This window comes from Lacisediminihabitans profunda, from assembly GCF_008040105.1.
In the GTDB taxonomy this organism is placed as follows: domain Bacteria; phylum Actinomycetota; class Actinomycetes; order Actinomycetales; family Microbacteriaceae; genus Lacisediminihabitans; species Lacisediminihabitans profunda.
Window position 1 is genome coordinate 405,339 of record NZ_VRMG01000008.1, and the last position, 23,663, is coordinate 429,001.

Annotated in this window: 22 protein-coding genes and 1 tRNA gene; 7 read left to right on the top strand and 16 right to left on the bottom strand. The window is 70.1% G+C overall.

The window, feature by feature from the left end:
- Window positions 1-248: 248 nt before the first annotated feature.
- Window positions 249-320, bottom strand: a tRNA-Gln gene (locus tag FVP33_RS12835).
- A 95-nt stretch (window positions 321-415) separates the two neighbouring features.
- Here FVP33_RS12835 and FVP33_RS12840 point away from each other — a divergent pair.
- Complete coding sequence (locus FVP33_RS12840; protein ID WP_246142321.1) at window positions 416-1,333, top strand: cytochrome c oxidase assembly protein; 918 nt, start codon at window positions 416-418, stop codon at window positions 1,331-1,333.
- Between the two features lie 7 nt (window positions 1,334-1,340).
- Here the strand turns inward: FVP33_RS12840 and FVP33_RS12845 are convergent, their stop codons facing one another.
- The 6 genes from FVP33_RS12845 to FVP33_RS12870 form a co-directional block, all read right to left on the bottom strand.
- A complete protein-coding gene (locus tag FVP33_RS12845; RefSeq protein WP_147784049.1) occupies window positions 1,341-2,270 on the bottom strand; it encodes an NAD(P)/FAD-dependent oxidoreductase in 930 nt (309 codons plus the stop codon).
- Window positions 2,267-3,751, bottom strand: coding sequence for a glutamate--tRNA ligase (gene gltX / locus FVP33_RS12850; RefSeq protein WP_147784050.1), 1,485 nt, complete (start codon window positions 3,749-3,751; stop codon window positions 2,267-2,269). The genes FVP33_RS12845 and gltX overlap by 4 nt, the downstream gene beginning before the upstream one ends.
- 199 nt (window positions 3,752-3,950) lie before the next feature.
- Window positions 3,951-4,967: a YeiH family protein gene (locus FVP33_RS12855; RefSeq protein WP_147784051.1), complete on the bottom strand. Its 1,017-nt coding sequence runs from the start codon at window positions 4,965-4,967 to the stop codon at window positions 3,951-3,953.
- 189 nt (window positions 4,968-5,156) lie between these two features.
- On the bottom strand, window positions 5,157-5,933 hold the full coding sequence (locus FVP33_RS12860) for a fumarylacetoacetate hydrolase family protein (protein WP_147784052.1): 777 nt from the start codon (window positions 5,931-5,933) through the stop codon (window positions 5,157-5,159).
- Between the two features lie 9 nt (window positions 5,934-5,942).
- Window positions 5,943-7,052, bottom strand: a complete 1,110-nt coding sequence (locus FVP33_RS12865; protein ID WP_147784053.1) for a branched-chain amino acid aminotransferase — start codon at window positions 7,050-7,052, stop codon at window positions 5,943-5,945.
- 54 nt (window positions 7,053-7,106) lie between these two features.
- Entirely contained in the window at window positions 7,107-8,153 is a 1,047-nt protein-coding gene (locus FVP33_RS12870; RefSeq protein ID WP_147784054.1) for a 3-isopropylmalate dehydrogenase, read from the bottom strand.
- A gap of 173 nt (window positions 8,154-8,326) precedes the next feature.
- Between FVP33_RS12870 and FVP33_RS12875 the strand changes: the two genes are divergently transcribed.
- Window positions 8,327-8,575, top strand: coding sequence for a DUF6458 family protein (locus FVP33_RS12875; protein ID WP_147784055.1), 249 nt, complete (start codon window positions 8,327-8,329; stop codon window positions 8,573-8,575).
- Between the two features lie 90 nt (window positions 8,576-8,665).
- On the opposite strand, the gene FVP33_RS12880 is transcribed toward FVP33_RS12875, so the two are convergent.
- From FVP33_RS12880 to FVP33_RS12895, 4 genes are read right to left on the bottom strand one after another with little or no spacing between them, the layout of a single operon-like run.
- Window positions 8,666-10,207 carry a 2Fe-2S iron-sulfur cluster-binding protein gene (locus FVP33_RS12880; protein ID WP_147784056.1) on the bottom strand — a complete coding sequence of 514 codons (1,542 nt, stop codon included), beginning with the start codon at window positions 10,205-10,207 and terminating at the stop codon, window positions 8,666-8,668.
- Window positions 10,204-11,169 (bottom strand): FAD:protein FMN transferase, encoded by a 966-nt coding sequence (locus tag FVP33_RS12885; protein ID WP_222706715.1) that lies wholly within the window; start codon window positions 11,167-11,169, stop codon window positions 10,204-10,206. The genes FVP33_RS12880 and FVP33_RS12885 overlap by 4 nt, the downstream gene beginning before the upstream one ends.
- Before the next feature lie 4 nt (window positions 11,170-11,173).
- Window positions 11,174-11,506 (bottom strand): hypothetical protein, encoded by a 333-nt coding sequence (locus FVP33_RS19540; RefSeq protein ID WP_187270705.1) that lies wholly within the window; start codon window positions 11,504-11,506, stop codon window positions 11,174-11,176.
- A complete protein-coding gene (locus FVP33_RS12895; RefSeq protein WP_187270706.1) occupies window positions 11,499-11,864 on the bottom strand; it encodes a hypothetical protein in 366 nt (121 codons plus the stop codon). Before FVP33_RS12895 ends, FVP33_RS19540 begins: the two co-directional genes overlap by 8 nt.
- 130 nt (window positions 11,865-11,994) lie before the next feature.
- Here FVP33_RS12895 and FVP33_RS12900 point away from each other — a divergent pair, with 130 nt between their 5' ends.
- Together FVP33_RS12900 and FVP33_RS12905 are read left to right on the top strand one after the other, a co-directional pair.
- Window positions 11,995-12,669: a response regulator transcription factor gene (locus tag FVP33_RS12900; protein WP_147784059.1), complete on the top strand. Its 675-nt coding sequence runs from the start codon at window positions 11,995-11,997 to the stop codon at window positions 12,667-12,669.
- Complete coding sequence (locus FVP33_RS12905) at window positions 12,666-14,054, top strand: sensor histidine kinase (RefSeq protein ID WP_147784060.1); 1,389 nt, start codon at window positions 12,666-12,668, stop codon at window positions 14,052-14,054. Before FVP33_RS12900 ends, FVP33_RS12905 begins: the two co-directional genes overlap by 4 nt.
- Here FVP33_RS12905 and FVP33_RS12910 read toward each other — a convergent pair.
- The 5 genes from FVP33_RS12910 to FVP33_RS12930 all read right to left on the bottom strand — a co-directional run bounded on the left by FVP33_RS12910 (window position 14,041) and on the right by FVP33_RS12930 (window position 18,363).
- Window positions 14,041-15,276, bottom strand: a complete 1,236-nt coding sequence (locus FVP33_RS12910; RefSeq protein WP_147784061.1) for an RNA polymerase sigma factor — start codon at window positions 15,274-15,276, stop codon at window positions 14,041-14,043. The two genes, FVP33_RS12905 and FVP33_RS12910, sit on opposite strands and share 14 nt — an antisense overlap.
- A 25-nt stretch (window positions 15,277-15,301) precedes the next feature.
- The gene (locus tag FVP33_RS12915) at window positions 15,302-15,667 is read right to left on the bottom strand and encodes a YciI family protein (RefSeq protein WP_147784062.1); all 366 of its coding nucleotides are present in this window, start codon (window positions 15,665-15,667) and stop codon (window positions 15,302-15,304) included.
- Window positions 15,668-15,757: 90 nt separating this feature from the next.
- Window positions 15,758-17,347: a phosphoglycerate dehydrogenase gene (gene serA / locus FVP33_RS12920; RefSeq protein ID WP_147784063.1), complete on the bottom strand. Its 1,590-nt coding sequence runs from the start codon at window positions 17,345-17,347 to the stop codon at window positions 15,758-15,760.
- Between the two features lie 195 nt (window positions 17,348-17,542).
- Complete coding sequence (locus tag FVP33_RS12925) at window positions 17,543-17,959, bottom strand: hypothetical protein (RefSeq protein ID WP_147784064.1); 417 nt, start codon at window positions 17,957-17,959, stop codon at window positions 17,543-17,545.
- On the bottom strand, window positions 17,956-18,363 hold the full coding sequence (locus tag FVP33_RS12930; RefSeq protein ID WP_147784065.1) for a hypothetical protein: 408 nt from the start codon (window positions 18,361-18,363) through the stop codon (window positions 17,956-17,958). The genes FVP33_RS12925 and FVP33_RS12930 overlap by 4 nt, the downstream gene beginning before the upstream one ends.
- Window positions 18,364-18,482: 119 nt before the next feature.
- Here FVP33_RS12930 and FVP33_RS12935 point away from each other — a divergent pair, with 119 nt between their 5' ends.
- The 3 genes from FVP33_RS12935 to FVP33_RS12945 all read left to right on the top strand — a co-directional run bounded on the left by FVP33_RS12935 (window position 18,483) and on the right by FVP33_RS12945 (window position 23,520).
- Complete coding sequence (locus FVP33_RS12935) at window positions 18,483-19,313, top strand: FAD binding domain-containing protein (RefSeq protein ID WP_246142322.1); 831 nt, start codon at window positions 18,483-18,485, stop codon at window positions 19,311-19,313.
- Window positions 19,310-21,997, top strand: a complete 2,688-nt coding sequence (locus FVP33_RS12940; protein WP_147784066.1) for a molybdopterin-dependent oxidoreductase — start codon at window positions 19,310-19,312, stop codon at window positions 21,995-21,997. Before FVP33_RS12935 ends, FVP33_RS12940 begins: the two co-directional genes overlap by 4 nt.
- A gap of 233 nt (window positions 21,998-22,230) precedes the next feature.
- A complete protein-coding gene (locus FVP33_RS12945) occupies window positions 22,231-23,520 on the top strand; it encodes an amidohydrolase family protein (protein WP_147784067.1) in 1,290 nt (429 codons plus the stop codon).
- Window positions 23,521-23,663 lie beyond the last annotated feature (143 nt).

Here is a 23,663-nt window from a genome sequence, read left to right on the forward strand (position 1 = left end):
TCGAAGGCCGCCGATCGAACGCACGGCGACCATCAAGCGCAACGGCGTCGAGGCGATCTTCGCGACGGCCCTCCAAAATGGCGCACTTGCCGCACCTTATCCAGCTGACGGCGCATGTCTCGATGACAGGCGGTGACACCCAGGGTGTTGACTAGCCAATCGATGTAGCGCTCGGAGGTTGAAATACGAATGGGTACCGGCCGAACAACGAAAAAAGCCCCGGACAACCGGGGCTTTCACGAATACTGCTGGGGTACCTGGACTCGAACCAAGAACAAAAGAATCAGAATCTTCCGTGTTGCCAATTACACCATACCCCACCGGGCCAAGCCGAAGCCGGGCCGACTAGTCACTCTAACCTACGTTCGGATGGTCGGCAAAATGGGGCGGTGTGTGGCCGCCACAGTGGCAGAATTTGAACACCGTCCCGAACGAATCGAGCCCAGCCACGCCTCCCCTGATCACCTTCCTCACGACCTGGCACGTCGATCCGGTGGCCATCGTCGCTATCGTCGCGGCCGGCGGACTCTACGCCACCGGGGCGTGGCGGCTCGCGCGCCGCGGCATCCGCTGGCCCGTCGCCCGCACGCTCGCCTTCCTCGTGCTCGGCCTCGGATCGTTTGCCGTGGTGCAGTTCGGTTTCCTCGGCGTGTACAGCGGGGAACTGCGCTGGGCCTTCAGCACTCGCGTGGCGCTGCTGCTCTTCGCCGTACCGGGCCTGGTGAGCCTCGGCAGGCCGGTGACCCTGTCCCGGCTCGTGCTGAGCGGGGCCCCGCTGCGAGTGATGGATGCCGTGCTCGCCTCCTGGCCGGTGCGCCTCGCCGGCAATGCCGTCTTCGCACCGGTCTTCGCCTTCGCCGCCTTCTGCGTCTTCCTCACGCCGCTCGCGGGGAGCCTGCGCGAGTCACCGACGGCGGGCGGCATCCTGACCCTGGCAGTGCCCCTCGTGGGGCTGCTCATGGTGCTTCCCATCGTGGAGCACACCACCCAGCGCACGAGCTTCTTCATCACCGTGGAATTTCTGCTCGTGTTCGTGGAGCTGGTGATGGATGCCATCCCCGGTATCCTGCTGCGGCTCAATGACTCGGTGCTCGACCGGGTCGGCCCGGTGCTCGGCGCCGTGCCCGGCTGGTTCCCCAACGCGCTGCACGACCAGCACCTGTCCGGGGACCTGCTCTGGTTCATCGCCGAGATCGCGGACGTGCCAGTGCTCATCCTGTTGTTCATCCGCTGGTCGCGGGTGGACCGCCACGAGGCGAAGGCGCTCGACGAGCTGAGCGACGAGGAGATGGCGGCGCTCACGCGCGAGCACCTGCGCAACCGGCCCCAGTGAGGCGCGGTCAGTGGCGCGGGATGCCGATCAGGTCGCGGTTGATGGTGGCGGCGACGCGAGCCCCGGCACCCGCGGCGACGATGAGCTGTTGCGGTCCCGGTGCGGTGGAGTCGCCTGCGGCGTACACGCCGGCCACGCTCGTGCGGCCGTCGGCATCCGTCTCGAGGAGGCCCCAGCCGTCCGTCCCGAGGCCGAGGCCCTCGACGTAGCCGAGGGCGGCATCCCAGCGCGGGCGCACGAAACCGCCGTCGACCGGGATCGACCCACCGTCCGCCAGCAGCACGGCGGAGACGACGCCGCGGTCCCCCACCACGTCCGCGATCTCCCGGCGCTCCACCCGGACGCCGCGGTCGGCGAGCACCGCCTCCTGGGTCGGGCTGACCCGGCCGACGCCGTTCGTGAAGACGATCAGGTTGTGACTCCACTGGGCGATGAGCAGCGCGCGCGACGCCAGGTCGCTCGTCTCGCCGATGAGGGCGAGCGGTCTGTCACCATACTCGTAGCCGTCGCACTCGATGCAGCTGAAGAGGCCGAGTCCGTAGAACGCCCGGATGCTCGGCAGCGCCGGCAGCGTCTCCCTCAGCCCCGTGGCGATGAGAACGCGGGACGCGGTGACCGAGCGGCTCGGCGACGCGTTGACGCCCTTCGCCTCGACCGCGAACCCCTCGTCGGAGTCGACGTTCGTCACTCTCAGCACGGTCGCGAGCTGCAGCTCGGCCTCCGGATACTGGGCGAGTTCCTCTCGTGCGAGCCGGCGCAACTCGTGCGGCGCGACCCCGTCCCGGGTGAGGAAACCGTGGGAGACGAGCGTGGCGGCATTGCGCGGCCGGTTGGCGTCGAGCACGAGCACGCGACGCCGGGCCCGGGCGAGGTTGAGGGCTGCGCTCAGCCCGGCCGGCCCCGCCCCGACCACCACGACGTCGTAGTCGTGGGTCACAGTCGTGCCGCGAGCCTCTCGATCCGGGCGATCGTGGACTCCTTGCCGATGATCTCCATCGACTCGAAGAGCGGCGGGCTGATGCGGCGGCCGCTGATCGCCGTGCGCAACGCCCCGAAGGCGACACGGGGTTTGAGTCCGGCGCCGTCGATGAGCTCGGCGCGCAGCACGCGCTCGATCTCCTCGTGCGACCAGTCGTTGAGCTGCTCGAGCGCGCCCACGGCGGCGTCGAGGATGAGGTCGGCGCCGGCGCCGGGCAGGGCGTCCGCGTCGTACTCGAGGGCGTCATCCGGGGTGAACAGGAATCCGAGCAGCGCCGGTGCCTCGCCGAGCAGTTGCATGCGCTCCTGCACGAGCGGGGCGGCCTCGCGAAGGATCGCCTCCTGCTCGCCGGTCGGCGGATCGGCGAGGTAGTCGCCGAGGTACGGGATGAGCCGCCGGGTGAAGTCCTCCACCGGCAGCAGCCGGATCTGGTCTCCATTGATCGACTCGGCCTTCTTCAGGTCGAAGCGGGCCGGGTTGGGGTTGACGTCGACCACATCGAACGCGGCCACCATCTCCTCCATCGTGAACACATCGCGGTCGTGGCTGAGCGACCAGCCGAGCAGGCTCAGGTAGTTGAGCAGGCCCTCCGGAATGAAGCCACGGTCGCGGTGGTGGAACAGGTTCGACTCGGGGTCACGCTTTGAAAGCTTCTTGTTGCCGTCGCCCGTCACGTACGGCAGGTGGCCGAAGCGCGGAATGGCGCTGGCCAGTCCGATGTCGATGAGGGCGTGATAGAGCGCGATCTGGCGAGGGGTGGAGGAGAGGAGGTCCTCGCCGCGCAGCACGTGGGTGATGCCCATGAGCGCGTCGTCGACTGGGTTGACGAACGTGTAGAGCGGAGCGCCGTTCGGGCGCACGACCACGAAGTCCACGAAGGAGCCGGCCGGGAAGGTGATCTCGCCGCGGACGAGGTCGTCGAAGGAGAGGTCGGTGTCCGGGACGCGCAGGCGCAGGGCCGGCTCGCGGCCGGCCGCGCGCAACGCGATCCGGTCCTCGTCGGTGAGGTCGCGCTCGAAGTTGTCGTAGCCCTGCTTGGGGTCTCGGCCGTTCGCGATGTTGCGGGCCTCGATCTCCTCGGCCGTGGCGAAGCTCTCGTAGAGGTGTCCGCTCGCGCGAAGGGTCTCGATCACCTCGGTGTAGATTCCGGCGCGCTGCGACTGGCGGTACGGCTCGTGCGGGCCGCCGACGCCGATCCCCTCGTCCCAGTCGATGCCGAGCCAGCCGAGCGCGTCGAGCAGCTGCAGGTAGCTCTCCTCGCTGTCGCGGGCGACATCCGTGTCTTCGATGCGGAACACGAGCGAGCCGCCGGTGTGGCGCGCATACGCCCAGTTGAACAGGGCGGTGCGGATGAGACCGACGTGCGGAGTGCCGGTGGGCGATGGGCAGAATCGGACGCGAACGTCGGGACCGGTGGCTGTAGTGAACATAGTTGGCATGGCCCGTCAATCCTACCGGCGGCAGTCGGCGGGGGTCGGGGCGTGCGGCGCTCGTGCCTTCCCGGGAGAGTTACCGTTCGGTCCGCCCTTCCCAGACCGCGAGTGTGCCCGTTTGTCGCTTTTGTGCCGGGTCGAGCGGAACCACTCGCGACGAACGGGCACAGTCACTGCGGCGGGGTCGCTCAACACTGCGCCTCGCTCAGGAGAGGTAGACGAGCCCCAGCGAGAGGCACAGGATGACGCCCCAGGACACGAGGCCGGCCGCCAGCGCCCGCGCGCCGGACCGCGCGAGCTCCTCGAGCCGCAACGATGCCCCGATCGCGAAGAGTGCGCAGGCGAGCAGCGCAGACTGCAGGACGCCCGCCGCGACGAGCACCTCCGCCGGCAGGGGCACGAACGACCGGATGAGCACGGCGGCGAGGAACCCCACGATGAACAGGGGCACCACCGCCGGCAGCGGAATCGAGCGATCCGCCCCGGCCGCGCGCCGCCGGGTGACCAGCGAGGTCACGGCCACCATCGGCGCGAGCATGAGCACCCTCGTGAGCTTGACGACGACCGCCACGGCGAGCGCGGCGGCCCCTGCGGTCTGTGCGGTCGCGACGACCTGCCCGACATCGTGCACGCTCGCACCCACCCAGTGGCCGAACTGCTGATCGTCGAGGTGGAGCAGGGACGCGAGGAAGGGAAGGACGACGATGGCGAGCGTGCCATAGAGCGTCACGAGAGTGACCGGCGTCGCGGTGTCCTTGTCGTCGGAGCCGCGCGCGGCCGCCATCGCCCCGACCGCGGACACCCCGCAGATGGAGAACCCGGCGGCGAGCAGCACGGGCTGGTCGCCCTCGAGCCGGAACAGCCGGGCGATGAGCAACGTCAGCAGGAAGCTCACGACGACGAGCGCCACGATCGAGAGGATGGCGACCCAGCCGAGCGCGGCGATGTCACCGAGGCTGAGGCCAAGTCCGAGCACGACGATGCCGAGGCGCAGGAGCCGCCTGGAGGCGATCGCCAGTCCCGGCCGGAGAACTCCGCCGAGCGCCGGCCGGAAGACGGGGAGGGACCCGACGATCACGCCGAGCACCAGGGAGGACGTGAGCCAGGGGATCGCCGGGACCAACGCATGGATGCCGTAGCCGGCCGCGGCGCCGACGGCCGCGAGCGCGAGTCCGGCCGACCATCCCGGGCGCCGTCGCGGGGTGGATTCGCTGCGACTCACACGCTCGAGCCTAGCCCCGACCGGCGAACGGCCGCCTCGCTTCGGGCGGCATCCCGGCCCACGCCCTCCCGAAAACGCAGGAGTTTTCGCGAAATGGCGTCGGTTGTGCGGCGTGTTGCGCGGGGACACGTCGAATCCCCTGCGTTTTCGGGAGAGGGAGGGGGAGGGGGAGGGCGCGAGCGGCGGTGCCTAGACGCGGTTCTTGGCGGGATTGCTCAGGGTGCCGATGCCCTCGATCGTGATGTCCACGGTCTGGCCGTCGACGAAACCGCCGAGGCCGGCCGGCGTGCCGGTGAGGATCACGTCGCCCGGCAGGAGCGTCCAGACGTCCGACACGTACTCGATGAGCTCCGGGATCTTGTGGATCATGTCCCTCGTGTTGCCGTGACGGCGCGGTTCGCCATCCACGTAGGTCTGGATCTCCAGGTTGCTCCAGTCGAGCTCCGTCTCGATCACGGGCCCGAGAGGGCAGAACGTGTCGTAGCCCTTCGCCCGGGCCCACTGCCCGTCCGCGAACATCTGGTCACGCGCCGAGACATCGTTCGCGATCGTGTAGCCGAAGATCACGTCGGCGTAGTCCGCCGCCTTCACCCGCTTGGCGATGCTGCCGATCACGATCGCGAGCTCGCCCTCGTGCACGATGCGGCCCTCGACCGGCGGAATCTGGATGGTGTCCCCCGGGCCGATGACCGCGGTGTTCGGCTTGAGGAAGAGGAGGGGCGCCTCCGGGCCCTTTGCGTCATCCCGCAACTCGTCGCGGTGGGCGGCGTAGTTGAGACCGATGCAGACCACCTTGGAGCGCGGGATCACCGGCGCGAGCAGCTTCGCCCGGTCGACCGGTACCCTCTCGCCCGTGGTGTCGAAGCCGCGGAACATGGGATCGCCCGTGAGCACCACGTACTCGTCACCGTCGAGAATTCCGTACCGGGGGTCTCCGCCGGCGACGCTGAATCGTGCGATCTTCACTACGGCAGCCTAGACGTCCAAACGAGTGAGCCAGTGGTGACGGTCGGGCACGCGCCCGTACTGGATGTCGGTGAGCTCCTGGCGAAGCGACATCGTCAGCTCGCCCGCCGGGGCATCCGCTGACCCGATCTCGAATCCCTCGCCCTTGAGCAGGGCGATCGGGGTGACGACCGCGGCCGTGCCGCACGCGAACACCTCGGTGACGTCACCGGATGCCACGCCGTCGCGCCACTCGTCGAGGGTGACCTTGCGGCGCTCGATCGTGTGGCCGCGGTCCTCGGCGAGCTGCAGGATGGAGTCCCGGGTGATCCCCTCGAGGATGCTGTCGGACTCGGGGGTGACCAGGGTGCCGTCTTTCTTCACGAGCACGATGTTCATGCCGCCGAGCTCCTCGAGGTACTTTCCCTCCACGGCATCGAGGAAGAGCACCTGGGCGCAGCCGTGCTCGTAGGCCTCGGCCTGGGCCACGAGCGACGACGCGTAGTTGCCGCCCGTCTTGGCCGCCCCCGTGCCGCCCTTGCCCGCACGCGCGTAGTTCGTGGAGAGCCAGATCGACACCGGCGCGACACCCCCGGTGAAGTAGGCACCCGCCGGGCTCGCGATCACGTAGTAGTTCACCTTCTCGGCCGGTCGCACTCCGAGGAACGCCTCCTTGGCGAACATGAACGGCCGAAGGTACAGGCTCGTCTCCGGGGCGGACGGCACCCAGTCGCCGTCGACGGCGATCAGCTGGCGCAGCGATTCGATGAAGTACTCGGTGGGCAGCTCGGGCAGCGCGAGTCGCTTGGCCGAACGCTGCATCCGGCGCGCGTTCGCCTCGGGGCGGAAGCTCCAGATGGAGCCGTCCGCGTGCCGGTAGGCCTTGAGGCCCTCGAAGATCTCCTGCGCGTAGTGCAGCACAGCCGCGGCCGGGTCGAGCGCGATCGGACCGTACGGCTGCACCCTCGGTCGGTGCCAGCCGCCCTTGACCGACCAGCAGATGTCGACCATGTGGTCGGTGAAGTACTTGCCGAACCCGGGGTTGGCGAGAATCGCTTCCCGCTCCGCCGCGCTCCTGGCCGCGGGGTTCTTGATCACACTGAAGGTGAATGCGGCTGGTGCGAGGAGATTGGTGATCATCGGTGGTCCTTCGATTGTCCTAGGGGATATTCTGCGCCTGTATTCGCGGGCGGGCTAAATCAGGGCCGCGATGGCGTCGCCGATCTGGGATGTGGAGCGGCCGTTCGCGCCACGGGAGGCGAGATCGGCGGTCACCGCCGCCGTGACCCTTGCCGAGGCATCCGCCAGCCCGAGGTGGTCGAGCATGAGCGCCACGGACAGGATCGCCGCGGTGGGGTCGGCGAGTTGCTTGCCGGCGATGTCCGGAGCCGACCCGTGGACGGGCTCGAACATGCTCGGGAATGCTCCGTCGGGGTTGATGTTTCCCGACGCGCCGAGCCCGATGCCGCCGCTGATCGCGGCGGCCAAATCGGTGAGGATGTCGCCAAAGAGGTTGTCCGTGACGATCACGTCAAACCTACTCGGATCGGTGACCAGGAAGATAGTGGCGGCGTCCACGTGCAGGTAGTCGACAGCGACCGAGGGAAACTCCGCCGCGACCCGGTCGACCGTGCGCTGCCACAGGCCGCCCGCGTGGGTGAGCACGTTGGTCTTGTGCACCAGGGTGAGCTTCTTGCGCTCCCGTCCGGCGGCGGCGCCGAACGCGTAGCGGACGAGCCTCTCCACGCCGAACGCCGTGTTGACGGAGACCTCGTTGGCGACCTCGTGCGGGGTGCCGACGCGGATCGCTCCCCCGTTGCCGACGTACGGACCCTCCGTGCCCTCCCGCACCACGATGAAGTCGACGGCACCCGGGTTCGCGAGTGGCGACACGACGGAGGGGAACAGTCGGGATGGGCGCAGGTTCACGTAGTGGTCGAGGGCGAACCGCAGCCTGAGCAGCAGCCCGCGCTCGATGAGCCCCCCGGCCAACCGCGGATCCCGGGGGTCACCGCCGACGGCTCCGAGCAGAATCACGTCGTGCTTGGCGAGAGCGGCGAGGCCCTCGTCCGGCAGGATCTCGCCCGTCCGAAGGAAGTGGGTCGCGCCGAAGGGGTACTCGGTGGCGTCGACGGTGACGTCGCTCGGGAGCACCGCCGTGAGCACTTTGACCGCCTCCGCGACCACTTCGGGACCGATGCCGTCTCCGGCAATCACTGCGAGGTTGATGGTGCGCGTCATCCGGGCTCCTGTGTCTCCAACGGCTAGGCTCATCCCAGCGTACTGGCAGGGAGATCTCGGCGATTCTGGCCCCCGAACTGGGGACATCGGAGTAGGATCCGGGTGATGGATATCTGCGCTCCGAAGCGAACCCTCGCCCGGAGTTACGCGTAACCGAACGGAAGGGCTCCATCATGGGGATTGGTTCAGGGATTTTTCTTTTCGTCGTCGGCGCGGTTCTGGCTTTCGCACTCAATATCCAGGTCACCTGGATCGACATTCACCTCGTGGGGTACATCCTGATGGGCGCGGGAGTGCTCGTGTTCATCATCTCGCTCGTGCTGGTGCTTCGTAAGCGCCAGACGATCTCGACTACCCGCACGGTGGATCCCAACGGCGGCGACCAGGTAGTACAGCACGAGACAAAAGGCGACGTTCTCTGAGTAACGTCGCGTAACCTTAAGACCGGCGCGCCCCGCTTCTGATTCGGGTTCAGTGTGGGGCGCGTCACCCTTTCCGGGTGACGCCGAGCGTCAGATGTCGAGCACGAGTTCCGGCGTGGTCGCGCGCGAGACGCAGGGGTACATCACGCCGAGACGGTCCTTCTCCTCGTCGTCGACCACCGAGTCCAGGTGCTCGGGGAGACCTCCCACCACGCGTACCTCGCAGGTGCCGCACACGCCCTTCCGGCACGAGCCCATCACCGGCAGGCCGTTCTGCTCGAGGGCATCGAGGATGCTCTGGCCGGACGGCACTGCGAAGTCCTTCCTGCTCTTGCGGCAGGTGACCCGCACGGACTGAGGAGCGCCGATCGCCGCGCGTTCGACGGGCGTGAAACGCTCGAGGTGCATCCTTTCGCGGGGCACGACCGAGGCGACTCTCGCCATCAGCGACTCCGGGCCGCAGCAGTAGACGTCGGCGTCGACGGTCGAGAGCAGGTGTTCGATGTCGAGAGCCGTCGCGTTCTCGTCGCTCGCGTGCACCCAGACCCGGCCGGGATACTCGGCCGCCAGCTCGTCGGCGAAGGCCATCGACCGGCGGCTTCGCCCGAAGTAGAGAAGGTGCCAGTCCCGGCGGTCCGGCAGGGATTCGATCATCGATTTGATCGGAGTGATGCCGATCCCGCCCGCCACGAACAGATAGGAGAGGGCCGGCTCGAGTTCGAAGTGATTGAGCGGCCCGGTCACCTCGAGCTGCACTCCGGGCCGCACGTTGGCGTGGATCCAGCTGCTCCCACCCTGGGAGTCCAGGGTTCGCAGGACGGCGATGTCGAAGTGCGACCGGTCGGCCGGGTCCCCACAGAGCGAATACTGCCGTTCCAACCCGTTCGGCAGGGCGACGGTGACGTGGGCGCCCGGCCGCCAGACGGGCAGAACCGTGGCGGCGCTCGGCACCAGCCGAATCCCGAGCACCTCGTCCGAGACCCGGAATGTCGCCGACACCCGCATGGTGACCCCCCGACGGACCGGCGCCGACCCGGGCCGTTCGCGCCGCACCGCGTCGCTCCGGCCCGGGGCTCGGTTGCCGGCGACGCGGTTTCCGGCGGCGCGGTTTCCGGCAATGACGCGCACGAGCACCGCGATCACCGAGAGGCCGATGATGGAGATCGCCACGACGCGGTACCAGAGTGCCCCGACGTCGGTGCCGGTCAGGCCGGCGTGAAAGGAGACGAGAACAACCACGAGGTAGCTCGCGTAGTGCACCCCCTTCCAGAACCGGCGCGGCAGCAGGCGCATGAGCAACGAGGAGCCCTGCACGGCGAGGAGCAGGTAGAAGGCGAGGATGCCGATGGCCACCGGAAGTGCACGATAGTCCGTGGCGAACGGCACGAGCACGGCGGCCGCCGAGAAGTGCAGCCAGCCGTCGAGCATGAGGCTGACCATGTGGGCGACGACCATGACGATCGCCGTCCCGCCGAGGTAGCGGTGGAGGTCCTGCAGCCAGGACGGGTTGTCGACCTTGCGCAGCACCCGCGTGGACAGCAGGGTCCCCCAGACGACGGACAGGGTCATGAGCGCCCACGCGATGATCGCGCTGGCCCGGGTGATGTACCACCAGAGGTGGGGAGAGGTCACGCGTAGTCCCGCCAGTTTGCCGATTCGAGCATGGTGCCGGAGGCGTCGATGATGCTCCCGGCCGCTCCGACGGAGGGCAGCCAGGCGAGAAAGTCCTGCGGGGGGCGCACGAACGCCGGTTTGGTGAGGATCTCGGCGTACCAGCCCTGGGCAGCGATCACCGAGACGGTCTGCACGTCGGTGACGGCGCTTCGTCGGCTGCGGGAATCGATGAGGTGGTGCACCTCGGTCTGGCCGGCCTGCCACCGGCGTTTGAGCTGGCTCGACGTGGCGATGGCTCCCGTTCCCAGCCGAACGATCGTCGCGAACTGCTCGTCGCGGAACGGGTCTTCGACCCCGATCCGCCAGCCCTGGGCCTCCGGGGAGTCCCCGGCCACGACCACGTCGCCGCCCATTTCCGCCATCACGCCCCAGGCTCCCTCCGCGAGGGCGAACTCGCAGACGACGTCGGCGGCGAGTCCCTTGCCGATGCCGCCGGGGTCGAGGGTGGTTCCCCGAGGCAGGGTGATGGCGTCCCCCTCGATGACCATGCCGGCGATTTCGCCCGGAGCCCTCGCCGAGAGCGGCAGGGTCGTCTCCCTCGACGGATCGACGACGGACCTCGTGTAGCCGGCGGCCAGCAGGTCGGGAAGGAGCGTGGGGTCGAAATCACCGGCAGTGCGGGCGAAACCGGAGAGCATCGCCGTTGCCAGCCGAACGGTGAGCGGGTCGACGGCGATGGTCGCCCCCTCCGCCCAGTTCAGCCGGGTGATGTCGCTCGAGAGGATGAAGCGGCTCCAGAGCCGCTCGCAGCGGTGGGCCAACTCGAAGCAGGCATCGAGAAGCCGGGGCGACCCGCCGACGAGCGTGATGGTGCTGTGGCCGCCCATATGCGCCTCGCGGCGCGACGCCGACATCGGCTGGCTGCCGGTGAGTTCGAACACGGCTCGGACGGCGTCGCCCGAGATGGATCGTGCTGCCACTCGGTCAGCCTCCCGAGCCACCCGTTGACCCGTGCACGGGTGCCGGGGCGGGCGCGGCAACCGGAGGTGCCACCGGTTTGGGCGCCGGGGCGGGAGCCGCGGGGGCTGCCGGGGCCGGAGCCTCCGGAGCGGGAACGGCGGGCGTCGGCGCGCTGCCGAGGGGTGACGCGCTGGGCGAAACGGTCGGGGTCGACCCGCCCCGAGGGGCGTCGGACCGCTCAGCGCCCTGGGCGTTCGCGGCCATCTGGAGCCCGGCCACGATGCCCACGAGGGCGACGACCGACGCCGCCCCCGTGAGTGCACGCGCCCGGCGAGCCGGGTGGTTCGTCCTAGTCATCGTGCTGGTCGGAACCGGAGTGCGAGTCGTCTCCTTCGCGCTCGTGCGTCGGCTCGGGTGACGGGGTCGAGGTGTGCTCGTCGCTCTCGTGGGTCTCTGTCGCCGCGTGGCTCGGCTCGACCGCCTCCGGCGTCTTCGCCGGCTCCGGGGTCTCGGTGGCCTCCGGCGCCTGGGTCGAGTCGTCTCCGGCCTTGCTGGGTGTCGGTGTCGGAGTCGCCGTGGGGATGAGCACGCTCGTGGCGTCGCCCGGCGTCTGGGACGACGTCAACGACAGCGTGCCCGAGTTGACGGCCATTGCCGCCCCCGCCGTGCCGAGTACCGCGATGACGGTGAGAATCGTGATTGCCGGAGTCTTCATTGTTTTCATGCTTCAAACCTAGGAATCCCGCTCCCCACATTCGGCCGACGGTCATCCAAGATCTGTCAAAGATTGTCCGGCTGAGCACCGCATCCATCGCTCGACCAGCATTGGGCCGCAGAATGGAGCCATGCGGGTGCTGGTGGTCGAGGACGATGCCGCGGTGGCCGACGGGATCATCGACTCTCTGACACACTCCAACTTCGAATCGCTGCTCGTGGTCACCGGTCAGGGCTGCCTGGACGCCATGCCGTCGTTTCGGCCGGACATCGTGCTTCTCGACCTCGGCCTGCCGGACATCGACGGCACCGACGTGTGCCGCGCCATCCGACGTGACTCGCAGACCCCGATCATCGTCGTCAGCGCCCGAGCCGACGAGATCGACCGTGTCGTCGCCCTCGAGATGGGGGCCGACGACTTCGTCGTCAAGCCGTTCGGGATGCGGGAACTGGTGGCCAGGATGCGGGCCGTGGTGCGCCGCACGGGCTCGAGCGACGCCGCGGCGCCCGTGCCGGCGAAACGGTTCGGGCACCTGACCATCGACCCGCGGGCGCAACGCGTGACGGTGAGCGACATCGAGGTGTATCTCACCCCCAAGGAATTCGAACTGCTCGCCTTCCTCTCCGGCGACCCGGGAGCCGTCTTCCGCCGGTCGGAGATCCTGCACAGCGTGTGGGACACCAACTGGTACGGCACCACGAAGACCCTCGACACCCACATCGCCTCGATTCGCAAGAAGCTCGGCGACTCACGGTGGATCGAGTCGGTGCGCGGAGTGGGCTTCCGTTTCGACGTGCCCGGATGAAGTGGCGGTTCACGGCCGTTCTCATGATCGTGGCGCTGCTCGTGGTGCTCGTGCAGGACATTCCCCTGAGCAACCAGCTGCGGGTGGTCGAGCGCGACCGGATCGTCACCTCCCTCGAACGCGACGCGTTCGTTCTCGCCGGGCGAAGCGAGGAGTCGCTCGAGGCCAACACCTCGACCGACCACGCCGTGATCACCGATCTCGCCCGCCAGTACCGGGCGGCGGGCGGAGCGCGGGTCGTGATCACCGACTCGGCGGGTATCGCGCTCGTCACGAGCGACGACGACCGCTCGGCGGTCGGCAGCTCCTACCTGTCGCGCCCGGAGATCGCGAAGGCCATCACCGGTCAGATCGCGACCGGCGAGAGGTACTCGGACACGCTTCAGGAGCAGCTGCTCTACGTGTCCGTTCCGGTGTTCGGCGGCGCGAAGATCCACGGAGCGGTGCGCCTCACCTACCCGGCCCAATTCGTGACCGATTCGCTCAACCGCCGGCTGTTCACGCTCTGGCTCGTGGCGCTCACCACCGTGCTGCTGGCCGGCATCGTGGGGCTCGTGCTCTCGACGACGATCACCCGAACCCTCAAGCGTCTCAAGGAGACCACCGAGCACCTCGCGGAGGGCCGGCTGCACGTGCGTGCGGACGAGACGATGGGGGCCCCGGAACTGCGTTCGCTCTCCCGGTCGTTCAACATCATGGCCGAGAGGCTGGATGCCCTGCTCGAGCAGCAGCGCACCTTCGCCTCCAACGCCTCCCACCAGTTGCGCACCCCGCTCACCGCGCTCAGGCTGCGACTCGAATCCGCCCGCGCCCTGATCGAGACGGACCCGCAGGGGGCCGCCGGCCGGTTGCTCAGCGCGGAGACCGAGGCAGATCGCCTGGGCGGGATCATCGAGGGCCTGCTGCTGCTGAGCCGCACCGAGTCGAGTTCGGCGCCGGTGGAGCCGGTCGACCTCGACGAGATCGCCCGGGAGCGGGTGGAGCACTGGCGTCCGCTCGCTCGGGAATCCGGAGTCGCCCTCGAGGTCGAGGCGCACTCCTCCCGGCCTGTGCTCGCCGTGCCCACGGCGGCCGAACAGATCATCGACAACTTCATCGACAACGCCCTCACGGTGAGCTCGCCCGGCGGGTCGATCATGGTGCGCGTGCTCGACGATCGCCGCTGGACCACCGTTCACGTGCTCGACGAGGGGCCGGGGATGCCGCCGGAGGAGACCGAGCGGGCGTTCGAACGCTTCTGGCGCGGCAGCGCAGACGGCGCCGGCCACGGCCTGGGGCTCGCCATCGTCGCCCAGCTGGCGTCGGCGAGCGGGGCGACGGTGCGGCTCACCAACCGACCGGAGGGCGGCCTCGACGCCTCGGCGCGGTTCGTCAACGATCGCTGACCGCTCGCCGACGGAGCCGCTCCCCCGCTCGCTCGTAATAGCGGAGAACGGCCAGATTGCGTTCGCCGGCCGAGGCATCGGCGAGGGCCGCGAGGGCCTCGGGCACCGCGCCGCGGCGTTCCTCCACGTCCGCGAGGGCGGCGCTCACCCTGCGGTCGATGTCGGACGACCCGGTGCCGCGCAGCGCGCGGAGCTCGTCGGCCGCGCGGTCGAGTTCCCGCTCGCCGAGGTGACTCCTGGCGATGATGCCGCCGAGACGCGCGATCGGCGCGGGCCAGACGCGGGTGAGTCCGTGGTACAGGGTGGCGATGGCGCCCCAGTCGGTCTCCTCCCAGCTCGGCGCCGCGCTGTGCAGGCCGGCGATTCCGGCCTGCAGGGCGAAGCGCCCACCACCGGGGAGGGCACGCGCGGCGAGGTCGAGCCCGTGCCGGATGCGCCGCCGGCCCCAGGCCGACCGGTCCACCTCGGCGAGGGTGAGAGGCATGCCGTCCGCCGTGGTCCTCGCCACGCCCCTCGCCTCGCCGAGCTCGATCAGCGCGAGCAGACCGAGCACCTCGGTGTCGTCCGGGTACTCTGCGGCGATCGAGCGGGCGAGCATGAGGGCGAGGTGGGCGAGCCGCTCGTCCGTGAGCGCGTCCCCCGCCGCCGCCGTGTGCCCGAGGGTATAGACGCCGTAGGTGGTGGTGAGGGCCTGGTCGAGTCGGGCGGCGCGGTCGCGGGCGTCCGGCCAGGCGAAGCGCTCCCCCGAACGGGCGATCGCCTGCTTCGCCCGGGTGAGGCGCGCGGCGACGGTGGCCTCCTGGCTGCCGAAGAAGGCGGCGATGTCGACGGTGGGCACACCGCACACGATGCGCAGGGCGAGGGCGATCTGCTGCTCGGGCGAGAGCAGCGGATCGCACGCGACGAAGATCAGGCCCAGCCGGTCGTCGACGGGGACCGCCTCGGTTTCTGCCGGGTCATCCGTGCCCTGCGGTTCGAGCAGCAGCGGCAGCTTCGACCGGAGCACCCGGTCGTGGCGCAGCGTGTCGACCGCTATCCGCCGTGCAGCGGTCGTGGCCCACGCCCCGATGTTGTCGATGCGTTCGCCGGCGGCGAGGCGCTCCGCCACCCGCACGAAGGCCTCCTGCGCGCTCTCCTCGGCGAGGTCGACGCTGCCGTAGGCGCGCAGGGTGGCCCCCACCACACGCGGCCACTCCTCGGCGAACGCCGCCTCGAGACTCATGAGCCATTCTCTTAGGCGATCACCGCTACATTCCGGGCAGGTCCCAGATGGGGTGGAGCTCGAGCCGGTCGCCGGTGGGGCAGAGCGCGGCCAACTGCTTCGCCTGCTCGAGCGAGTCGGCCTCGATCAGGTAGTAGCCGCTCAGCACCTCGGTGGTCTCGGCGAGCGGACCGTTCGTGAAGACCGCGGGCTTGCCGTCCCTCGCTGGAGTGATGCGCACCGAGGCGGACGCCGACTGCAGCGCCTCTCCGCCCAGGATCTTCGCCCCGGCCGCCGCGACCGCCGCCGCGAACGCCCCGTGGGCCTTGGATGCCTCCTCCAACGCGCCCTCCGGGATCAAGGCCGGGTCCCAGCTCGGCTCGATGATGAGGATGAGGTACTTCTCGGACATGTGCACTCCCTGTGTCGGGGAACCTCGCGGTCCCGGTCAATCAGAAGAACGACGAACGAGCACGGACGGAATCGACAGCGCGGGAGAAATCTACTCGGTGATGTCGATCTCGCGCAGCAGGTCGGCGTCGATGGCCACGCGCACGGACTCGAGCAGGGCATCCGGGGCCGGCGAATCGACGGTCAGCACGCTGAGTGCCTGGCCGCCGGCCTCGCGCCGGCTGATCTGCATGCCGGCGATGTTGATGCCGGCCTCGCCGAACTCCTTGCCGTAGACCGCGACGATTCCCGGGCGGTCGGTGTAGACCATCACGATGAGGTGCTCGGCGACGGGCACCTCCACGTCGTAGCCGTTGATCTCGACGATCTTCTGCGTCTGCTTCGGTCCGGTGAGGGTGCCGGAGACGGAGATCTGCTCGCCGTCGCTCAGGGCGCCGCGGATGGTGAGCAGGTTGCGGTACTCGTCGCTCACCGCATCGGTGACGAGGCGCACGGCGATGCCGCGCTGCTCGGCGAGCAGCGGCGCGTTCACATAGCTCACGGATTCGCTCACGATGTTCGTGAAGATGCCCTTCAGCGCGGCGAGCTTGAGCACGCTCACGTCGAATTCGACGATCTCGCCGCGGATCTCCACGTCGATGCTCGTGATGGGGCTCGAGGCGATGCCGGCGAACAGCTGCCCGAGCTTCTCCATCAGCGGGATGCCGGGGCGCACCGTGGGATCGATCACTCCGCCGGCGACGTTGACGGCATCCGGAACCAGCTCGCCGGAAAGCGCGAGACGAACGGACCGCGCCACCGAGACGCCGGCCTTCTCCTGCGCCTCGTCGGTCGACGCGCCGAGGTGGGGCGTGACGACGATGTTCGGCAGGGAGAGCAGCGGCGATCCGGTCGGGGGCTCGTGCACGAAGACGTCGAGGCCGGCGCCGGCGATGGTGTTGTTCGTGAGCGCCCGGTGCAACGCGTCCTCGTCGATGAGGCCGCCGCGCGCGACGTTGACGATGAACGCGGTGGGCTTCATGAGCGCGAGCTGTTCGTCGCCGATCATGCCGGTGGTCTCCGGCGTCTTCGGCATGTGGATCGTGATGAAGTCGGACTGGGCGAGCAGCTCGTCGAGGGTGAGCAGGGTCACGCCGAGCTGCTGGGCGCGGGCGGCGGTGACGTACGGGTCGTACGCGACGACCTTGGTGCCGAAGGCCTGCATCCGCTGGGTGATGAGGGCGCCGATGCGGCCGAGGCCGATGATGCCGATGGTCTTCTCGTAGAGCTCCACCCCCGAATACTTGGACCGCTTCCACTGCCCGTCGGCGAGCGCGCCGTGCGCCGCCGGGATGTGGCGGGCGAGGCTCAGGATGTGGCCGACGGTGAGCTCGGCGGCCGAGATGATGTTGGAGGTCGGGGCGTTGACGACCATGACTCCGGCCTCGGTGGCCGACTTGATGTCGACGTTGTCGAGCCCGACACCGGCCCTGGCGATCACCTTGAGGTTCTTCGCCGCCGCGATCGCCTCGGCGTCGAGCTGGGTCGCCGAACGGATGAGGATGGCGCTGGCCTCGGCGAGGGCCGACAGCAGCACCGGTCGATCGGTGCCGTCGAGAGACCGCACGTCGAAGTCGGGCCCGAGGGCCTCGACGGTAGCTGGGGAGAGTTCTTCGGCGATCAACACGATCGGCTTTGCCACGAATCGGGTCCTTCGGATTGGGGGATGCCGTGACGAACATGCCGTCGGCACTTGAACTTTATCCCAGCGACGGCAATGACTCCGAACGCGTGACGCCGCATTGCACGGGCGACCCCCGGACGGCTGGGACATTGGTGGGGTGACCCCCGCCGGAGCGGCCCGATTCTGATTGCCGTCGCCTGACCGGCGCCTCGCTCAGGCGAGCGCGACGAGGCTCGCGGACATCGCGGCGACCGCGGTGAGCCCCACGAGCAGGAGCACGGCCAGCACGAGGGAGCGGCGCCGTGCGAGGAGGAACGCGGTGACATAGACGACCGGAGCGATGGCCAGGTCGATCACCAGCAGCGTCCAGGGGGTGGGGACGGGGGCGAGATCCACCGCCTTGCGCACGCCGTTCGTCGCGTTGATCTGGGTCACGACTCCGACGACGTTGGAGATCGCCTCGAACAGGTCGTAGGCATAGAACAGGCCGATGACGATCGCCACGCCGATGCCGACCCAGCCGAGCCGCGCCGCGGGCCGACTCGTGTCGGTAGCCGGCGCCCCGGACGTCGGCAGGCCGGACGTCGGCGGGCCGGTCGTGGACTCCGGCGTGCTCGCTGCATCGGTCATGAGCGCCCCACTACGAGGATGAAGGGCCACGGCGCGAGGAGGACCACCCCGAGCAGCAGCCAGAGGATTCTGGCCCAGGCCGCTTGATCGCGGGCCAGGAAGAGCACGCCGACGAACCAGGCGGCCGGGGAGGCGATCGCGAGCACCTCACCGAGCCGATACATGAAGTCGAAGAACGGGTTCGCGATCGAGAGCGTGTCGCGTTGCACGCCGATGATCCAGCCGACGACGAAGAGCAGGAACACCCCGCCGAACACCCCGTAGGTCACGAGCAACGGCGAGCTGATGCCGACCGGCCCCTCGGGGTGGTCCCCGGGCTCCGGCTCCTCGACGAGGGCGTCGACGTGGGTGGGATCGGTCTCGCCGCCCCAGGTCAGGCCCTCGTCATCCGGATGAACAGTCACGCCAAAACCCTAGCCGCCCGGCGGAGCTCGTCGTGGCACGGCCCGATCCGCCCGGCTGGGAGGATGCCGACAGCGGCCGAAAGCGTTACAAGCCCGTCACATTGATGATGTTGACTCTGATGACAATGGACCTCATCGACGTGCGCGAGATCCGGGTGCCGAACGCCCGTGACGGACTGGTCTTCGCCCCCGGCGAGCGACCCCTCGGCGGCGGCACCTGGCTGTTCTCGGAGCCGCAGCCCGGGCTCACCGGGCTCGTCGACCTCACCGCGCTCGGCTGGGATCCGATCCGGCGCACGGAGGCCGGCCTGGAGATCGCCGCGACCTGCACGATCGCCGAGCTCGCCGCCCTCACGCCCCGGGAGTCTCGCGACCCGCGGCCAGGCCAGGCCGCCGACGCGCTCTTCTGGCAGTGCGCCGGCTCGCTGCTCGCGTCGTTCAAGATCTGGAACGTGGCGACCGTCGGCGGCAACGTCGCCCTGGCCCTGCCGGCCGGGCCGATGACATCCCTCGCCGCCTCCCTCGACGCCGTCGCCGTCATCTGGACGGCCGACGGCGGCGAGCGCCGCACGCCCGTCGCCGAGCTCGTCACCGGGGTGCGCAGCACGGGGTTGACCCATGGGGAGGTGCTGCGGTCTCTCGAGATTCCGGAGTCGAGCCTCGCCGCCCGCACCGGATTCCGCCGCATCGCCCTCTCGCCCCTCGGCCGCGCCGGCACCGTCGTGATCGGCAGGGTCGACTCCTCCGGCGAGACGGTGATCACGGTGACCGGCGGCACGACCAGGCCGCACCAGCTGCGCTTCGACGAAATTCCCGGGGAGCGCGCCCTCGCCGACGCGGTGGACGGGATCGACGACTGGTATTCGGATGCCCACGGCACGCCGGACTGGCGGCGGGCGATGAGCCTGCTCTTCGCCGAGCAGCTGCGGGGGGAACTGGAGGCGACATGAGGTTCGAGGTGAACGGAGAACCGGTCGACGCCGAACCGCACCCCGGCCAGGTTCTGCGCAGCCTGCTGCGGGAGCTCGACCACTTCGAGGTGAAGAAGGGCTGCGACTCCGGCGACTGCGGCGCGTGCTCAGTGCTGCTCGACGGCGCGCCCATCCACTCGTGCATCTACCCCGCGCACCGGCTGGAGGGGGCGGCCGTGACCACGGTCGCCGGACTCGGCACGCCGGAGCACCCGCATCCGCTTCAGGAGAGCTTCGTCGCGGCCGGCGGATTCCAGTGCGGCTTCTGCACCGCCGGCCTGATCGTGACGGCGTCGACCTTCACCGAGGACGACCGGCACGACCTGCCCCGCCTGCTCAAGGGCAATCTCTGCCGCTGCACCGGCTACCGGTCCATCGAAGACGCGATCCGCGGAGTCGCCAACACCGAGGCCGCCCCGACGGGCGATCTCACCGGACGTTCCGTCGCCCCGCCGGCGGCCCTGCGGGTGGTCACCGGCACCGAGGGCTACACGCTCGACCTCAGGACCACCGGGCTGCTGCACCTCGCCGTGCTCGGCAGCCCGCACGCGCACGCCAGGATCGTCTACCTCGACACGAGCGCGGCCGAGGCGATGGACGGGGTGCACGCCGTGCTCACCTACCGCGACTCGCCGGCCACCCTCTTTTCCACCGGTCGGCACGAGCAGCGCACCGACGACCCGGATGACACCCTCGTGCTCGACCCGGTGCTGCGGTTCCACGGCCAGCGCGTCGCCGCGGTGGTCGCCGATAGCGTGGCGATCGCCGAGCGCGCCCTCGCCGCCATCCACGTCGGGTACGACCTGCTGCCCGCCGTCTGGGACCCGGAGGAGGCCCGCTCCCCCGGCGCGCCGCTGCTGCACGCGACGAAGGGGCCGGAGTCCCGCATCGCCGACCCCGCGCGCAACACCGTCGCCGAGTTCCACCGCGAGACCGGCGACGTCGAGGCGGCGCTCGCCACGGCCGACGCCGTGGTCACCGGCACGTGGCGCACCCAGCGGGTGAACCACGCCGCGCTCGAGACGCACGCCACCCGCGGCTGGCTCGATGCCGACGGACGGCTCGTGCTTCGCACCTCCAGCCAGGTTCCGTTCCTCGTGCGCGACGAGCTGTGCCACATCTTCGGCCTCGACACCGACCGCGTGCGGGTCTTCACCGCCCGGGTCGGCGGCGGCTTCGGCGGCAAGCAGGAGCTGCTCACCGAGGACCTCGTCACCCTGGCCGTGCTGCGCACCGGCCGCGCGGTGCAATACGAGTTCACCCGGGAGGACGAGTTCCGCACGGCCCCGCCGCGGCATCCGATGCGCGTCACCGTCACCCTCGGGGCCAGCCGCGACGGCGTGCTCACCGCGATGGCCGTCGACGAGCTCGCGGACACCGGCGCGTACGGCAACCACGGCATCGGGGTGATGTACCACAGCATCCACGAGTCGACGAGTGTCTACCGCTGCCCCAACAAGCGGGTGGATGCCCAGTCGGTGTACACGAACAACCTGCCGTCCGGCGCCTTCCGCGGCTACGGTCTCGGGCAGGTGATCTTCGCGGTGGAGTCGGCGATGGACGAGCTGGCGCGCACGCTCGGGATCGACCCGTTCGAGCTTCGACGGCGCAACGTGATCGTGCCGGGCGACCCGATGATCGTCGCGGACGCCGACGAACGCACGGACCTGCTGATCGGCAGCTACGGCCTCGACCAGTGCCTGGACCTCGCCGAGGCCGCACTGGCGAGGGGCAACGGGGTGGGCGCGCCAACCGGTGACACCTGGGCCGTCGGCACGGGGATGGGCATCGCGATGATCGCGACCGTCCCGCCCCGCGGCCACTTCGCAGACACGAGCGTGAGCCTGCTCGACGATGGGCGCTTCGAGGTGAACGTGGGCACCGCCGAGTTCGGCAACGGCACCACGACGGTGCACGCCCAGTTCGTGGCGACCGCCCTCAACACGACGGTGGACCGCGTGGTGATCCTGCAGTCGGACACGGATGTCGCCCGGTACGATACCGGCGCCTTCGGCTCGGCCGGTGTCGTCGTGGCCGGCAAGGCGCTGCTCGCGGCCAGCGGCAAGCTGAGGGAGCGCATGCTCGCCCGGGCAGCGTCGCTCGGCTATCTGGGCGGCGTCGTCGAGGGCGGCGGCGTGCGTGCCGGGGACATTCTCGTTCCGGCAGAGAAGCTGCTCGCGGCCGGCCCGCTCATCGCCGACGGGAGCCACGACGGAACGCCGCGATCGGTCGCCTTCAACGTGCACGCCTTCCGGGTGGCGGTCGACCGGGCGACCGGCGAGGTGCGAATCCTGCAGTCGATCCAGGCCGCCGACGCGGGAACCGTGCTCAATCCCGAGCAGTTGCGCGGGCAGATCGAGGGCGGGACGGCCCAGGCGATCGGCACCTCCCTCTACGAGGAGCTGCGGCTCGACAACGAGGGAACCGTCACGACCGCGGCGTTCCGCAACTATCACGTGCCCCAGTTCGCGGACATCCCGCACACCGAGGTCTACTTCGCGTCCACGCACGACCCGTTCGGGCCGCACGGCGCCAAGTCGATGAGTGAGGCCCCGTACAACCCGGTCGCCCCCGCCCTCGCGAACGCCGTGCGCGACGCCCTCGGCATCCGCCCGTTCGAGCTTCCGATGTCGCGCGACCGGGTGTGGCGGCTCGGCGAGTAACCCCCGCCCCGCCGTCGTGCCCGGCCCGCCCCGCCATCGTGCCCTTTTGTCGACATTGGGCCCGCTCGAGCCGGCACAGACACGACAAACGGGCACCGGCACGGGTACCGGCACCGGCACCGGCACGGGTACCGGCACGGGTACCGGCACGGGTACCGGATGCCCTCTGGCGGGCGGGCGCGGCGACGCTGGCACGACATCAGCCCGACACATCGGCGTGCTAGGAACTGACCATGCTCACTCTCTCCGGCGCCCTCCGCATCGTCATCGACGAGACCACCGAGCGCGAGGGCGATCTCGTCGTCGACGACGGGGTCGTCGTGGCGGCGGCGCGCACGGGCGGCGAGACCATCGACGTCTCGGGCTGCGTGCTCACCCCCGGGCTCGTCAACGCCCACCACCACCTGCTGCAGACCGCCTTCCGCACCCTGCCGGGCACCCGCGGGGTGCCGATGGCCGACTGGCTGCCGACGATGGCCGCCGCCTACTCCCGGGTGGGAGTGGATGCCGAGCTCGCCCACGCTGCCGCGTCGGTCGGCGTCGCGGAGGGCCTGCTCAACGGCGTGACGACCGTCGCCGACCACCACCTCACCTGGCCGGCCGGAGCGGACACGGTCGCCATCGCGCGGGCGACGGCGGGGGCGGTGCGCGGCCTCGGCGCCCGGCTCGCCTTCGTGCGCGGCTCCGCCCGCGACGACCCACAGGAGGCCGCGGCCTCCGCCGAGGCCATCGTCGCGGCGCTGCTGCCCGGCGCTGCCGGTGGGGTGAGCGCCGACGGGATGCTCCAGCTCGCGGTGGGGCCGGCCGGGGTGCACAGCGACTGCCGCGAGACCTTCGAGCTTTTCGGCGAGTTCGCCGCGCGGCACGGGCTGCGCCGTCGCACCCAGGCCAACGAACAGGTGGATGTGGCGATCGCGCTGGAGAGGTACGGCCGCCGCCCGATCGACCTGCTCGAGGAGTGGGGCTGGCTCGCCCCGGACGTGACGCTCGCCCACCTCTGCGACCTGACCGGCACGGAGATCGCGCGCCTCGCCTCCGCCGGCATCACCGCCACCCACGCCCCGGGCTGCGACCTGCCGATGGGCTGGGGGATCGCCCCGGTGGCCGCGTTGCGCGCCGCCGGCATCACCGTGGGCCTCGGCACCAGCGGGGGCGGCAGCAACGACGCCGGCCACCTGCTCGCGGATGCCCGGCTCGCCATGCAGGTGGCCCCGCTCGTCGGTCCGCCGATCGACGCCCGCTCGGTGCTCGCCATGGCGACGGCCGGCTCCGCCGCCGGACTCGGCCGGCCGGAGCTCGGGCATCTGCGCGCGGGCGCGGCCGCCGATCTCTGCGTCTGGGACGTGTCGGGAGCCGCGGATGCCGGGGTGGCCGACCCGGTGGCGGGCCTGCTCTGGGCGAACCCCGGCCGCCGTCCCCGGCACGTGGTCGTGGCGGGGCGGGTCGTCGTGCGCGACTACGAGCTCGTGCACGAGGACGAGCGGGAGCTCGTCGCCACCCTCCGGGAGCGGATCGACCGCTAGCCGTACTGCCCAGGCAGGTTGGTCGATTGGGCATGACGACTCGCTTCACTTTGCGGTCGTGGTCGTCGCCCCGGACGCCCTCCGCCGCATGTCGGTCGGGCCCTGTTCAGCAGGACGGGCCCCAGAGGTGTGGGTGCCCGAGC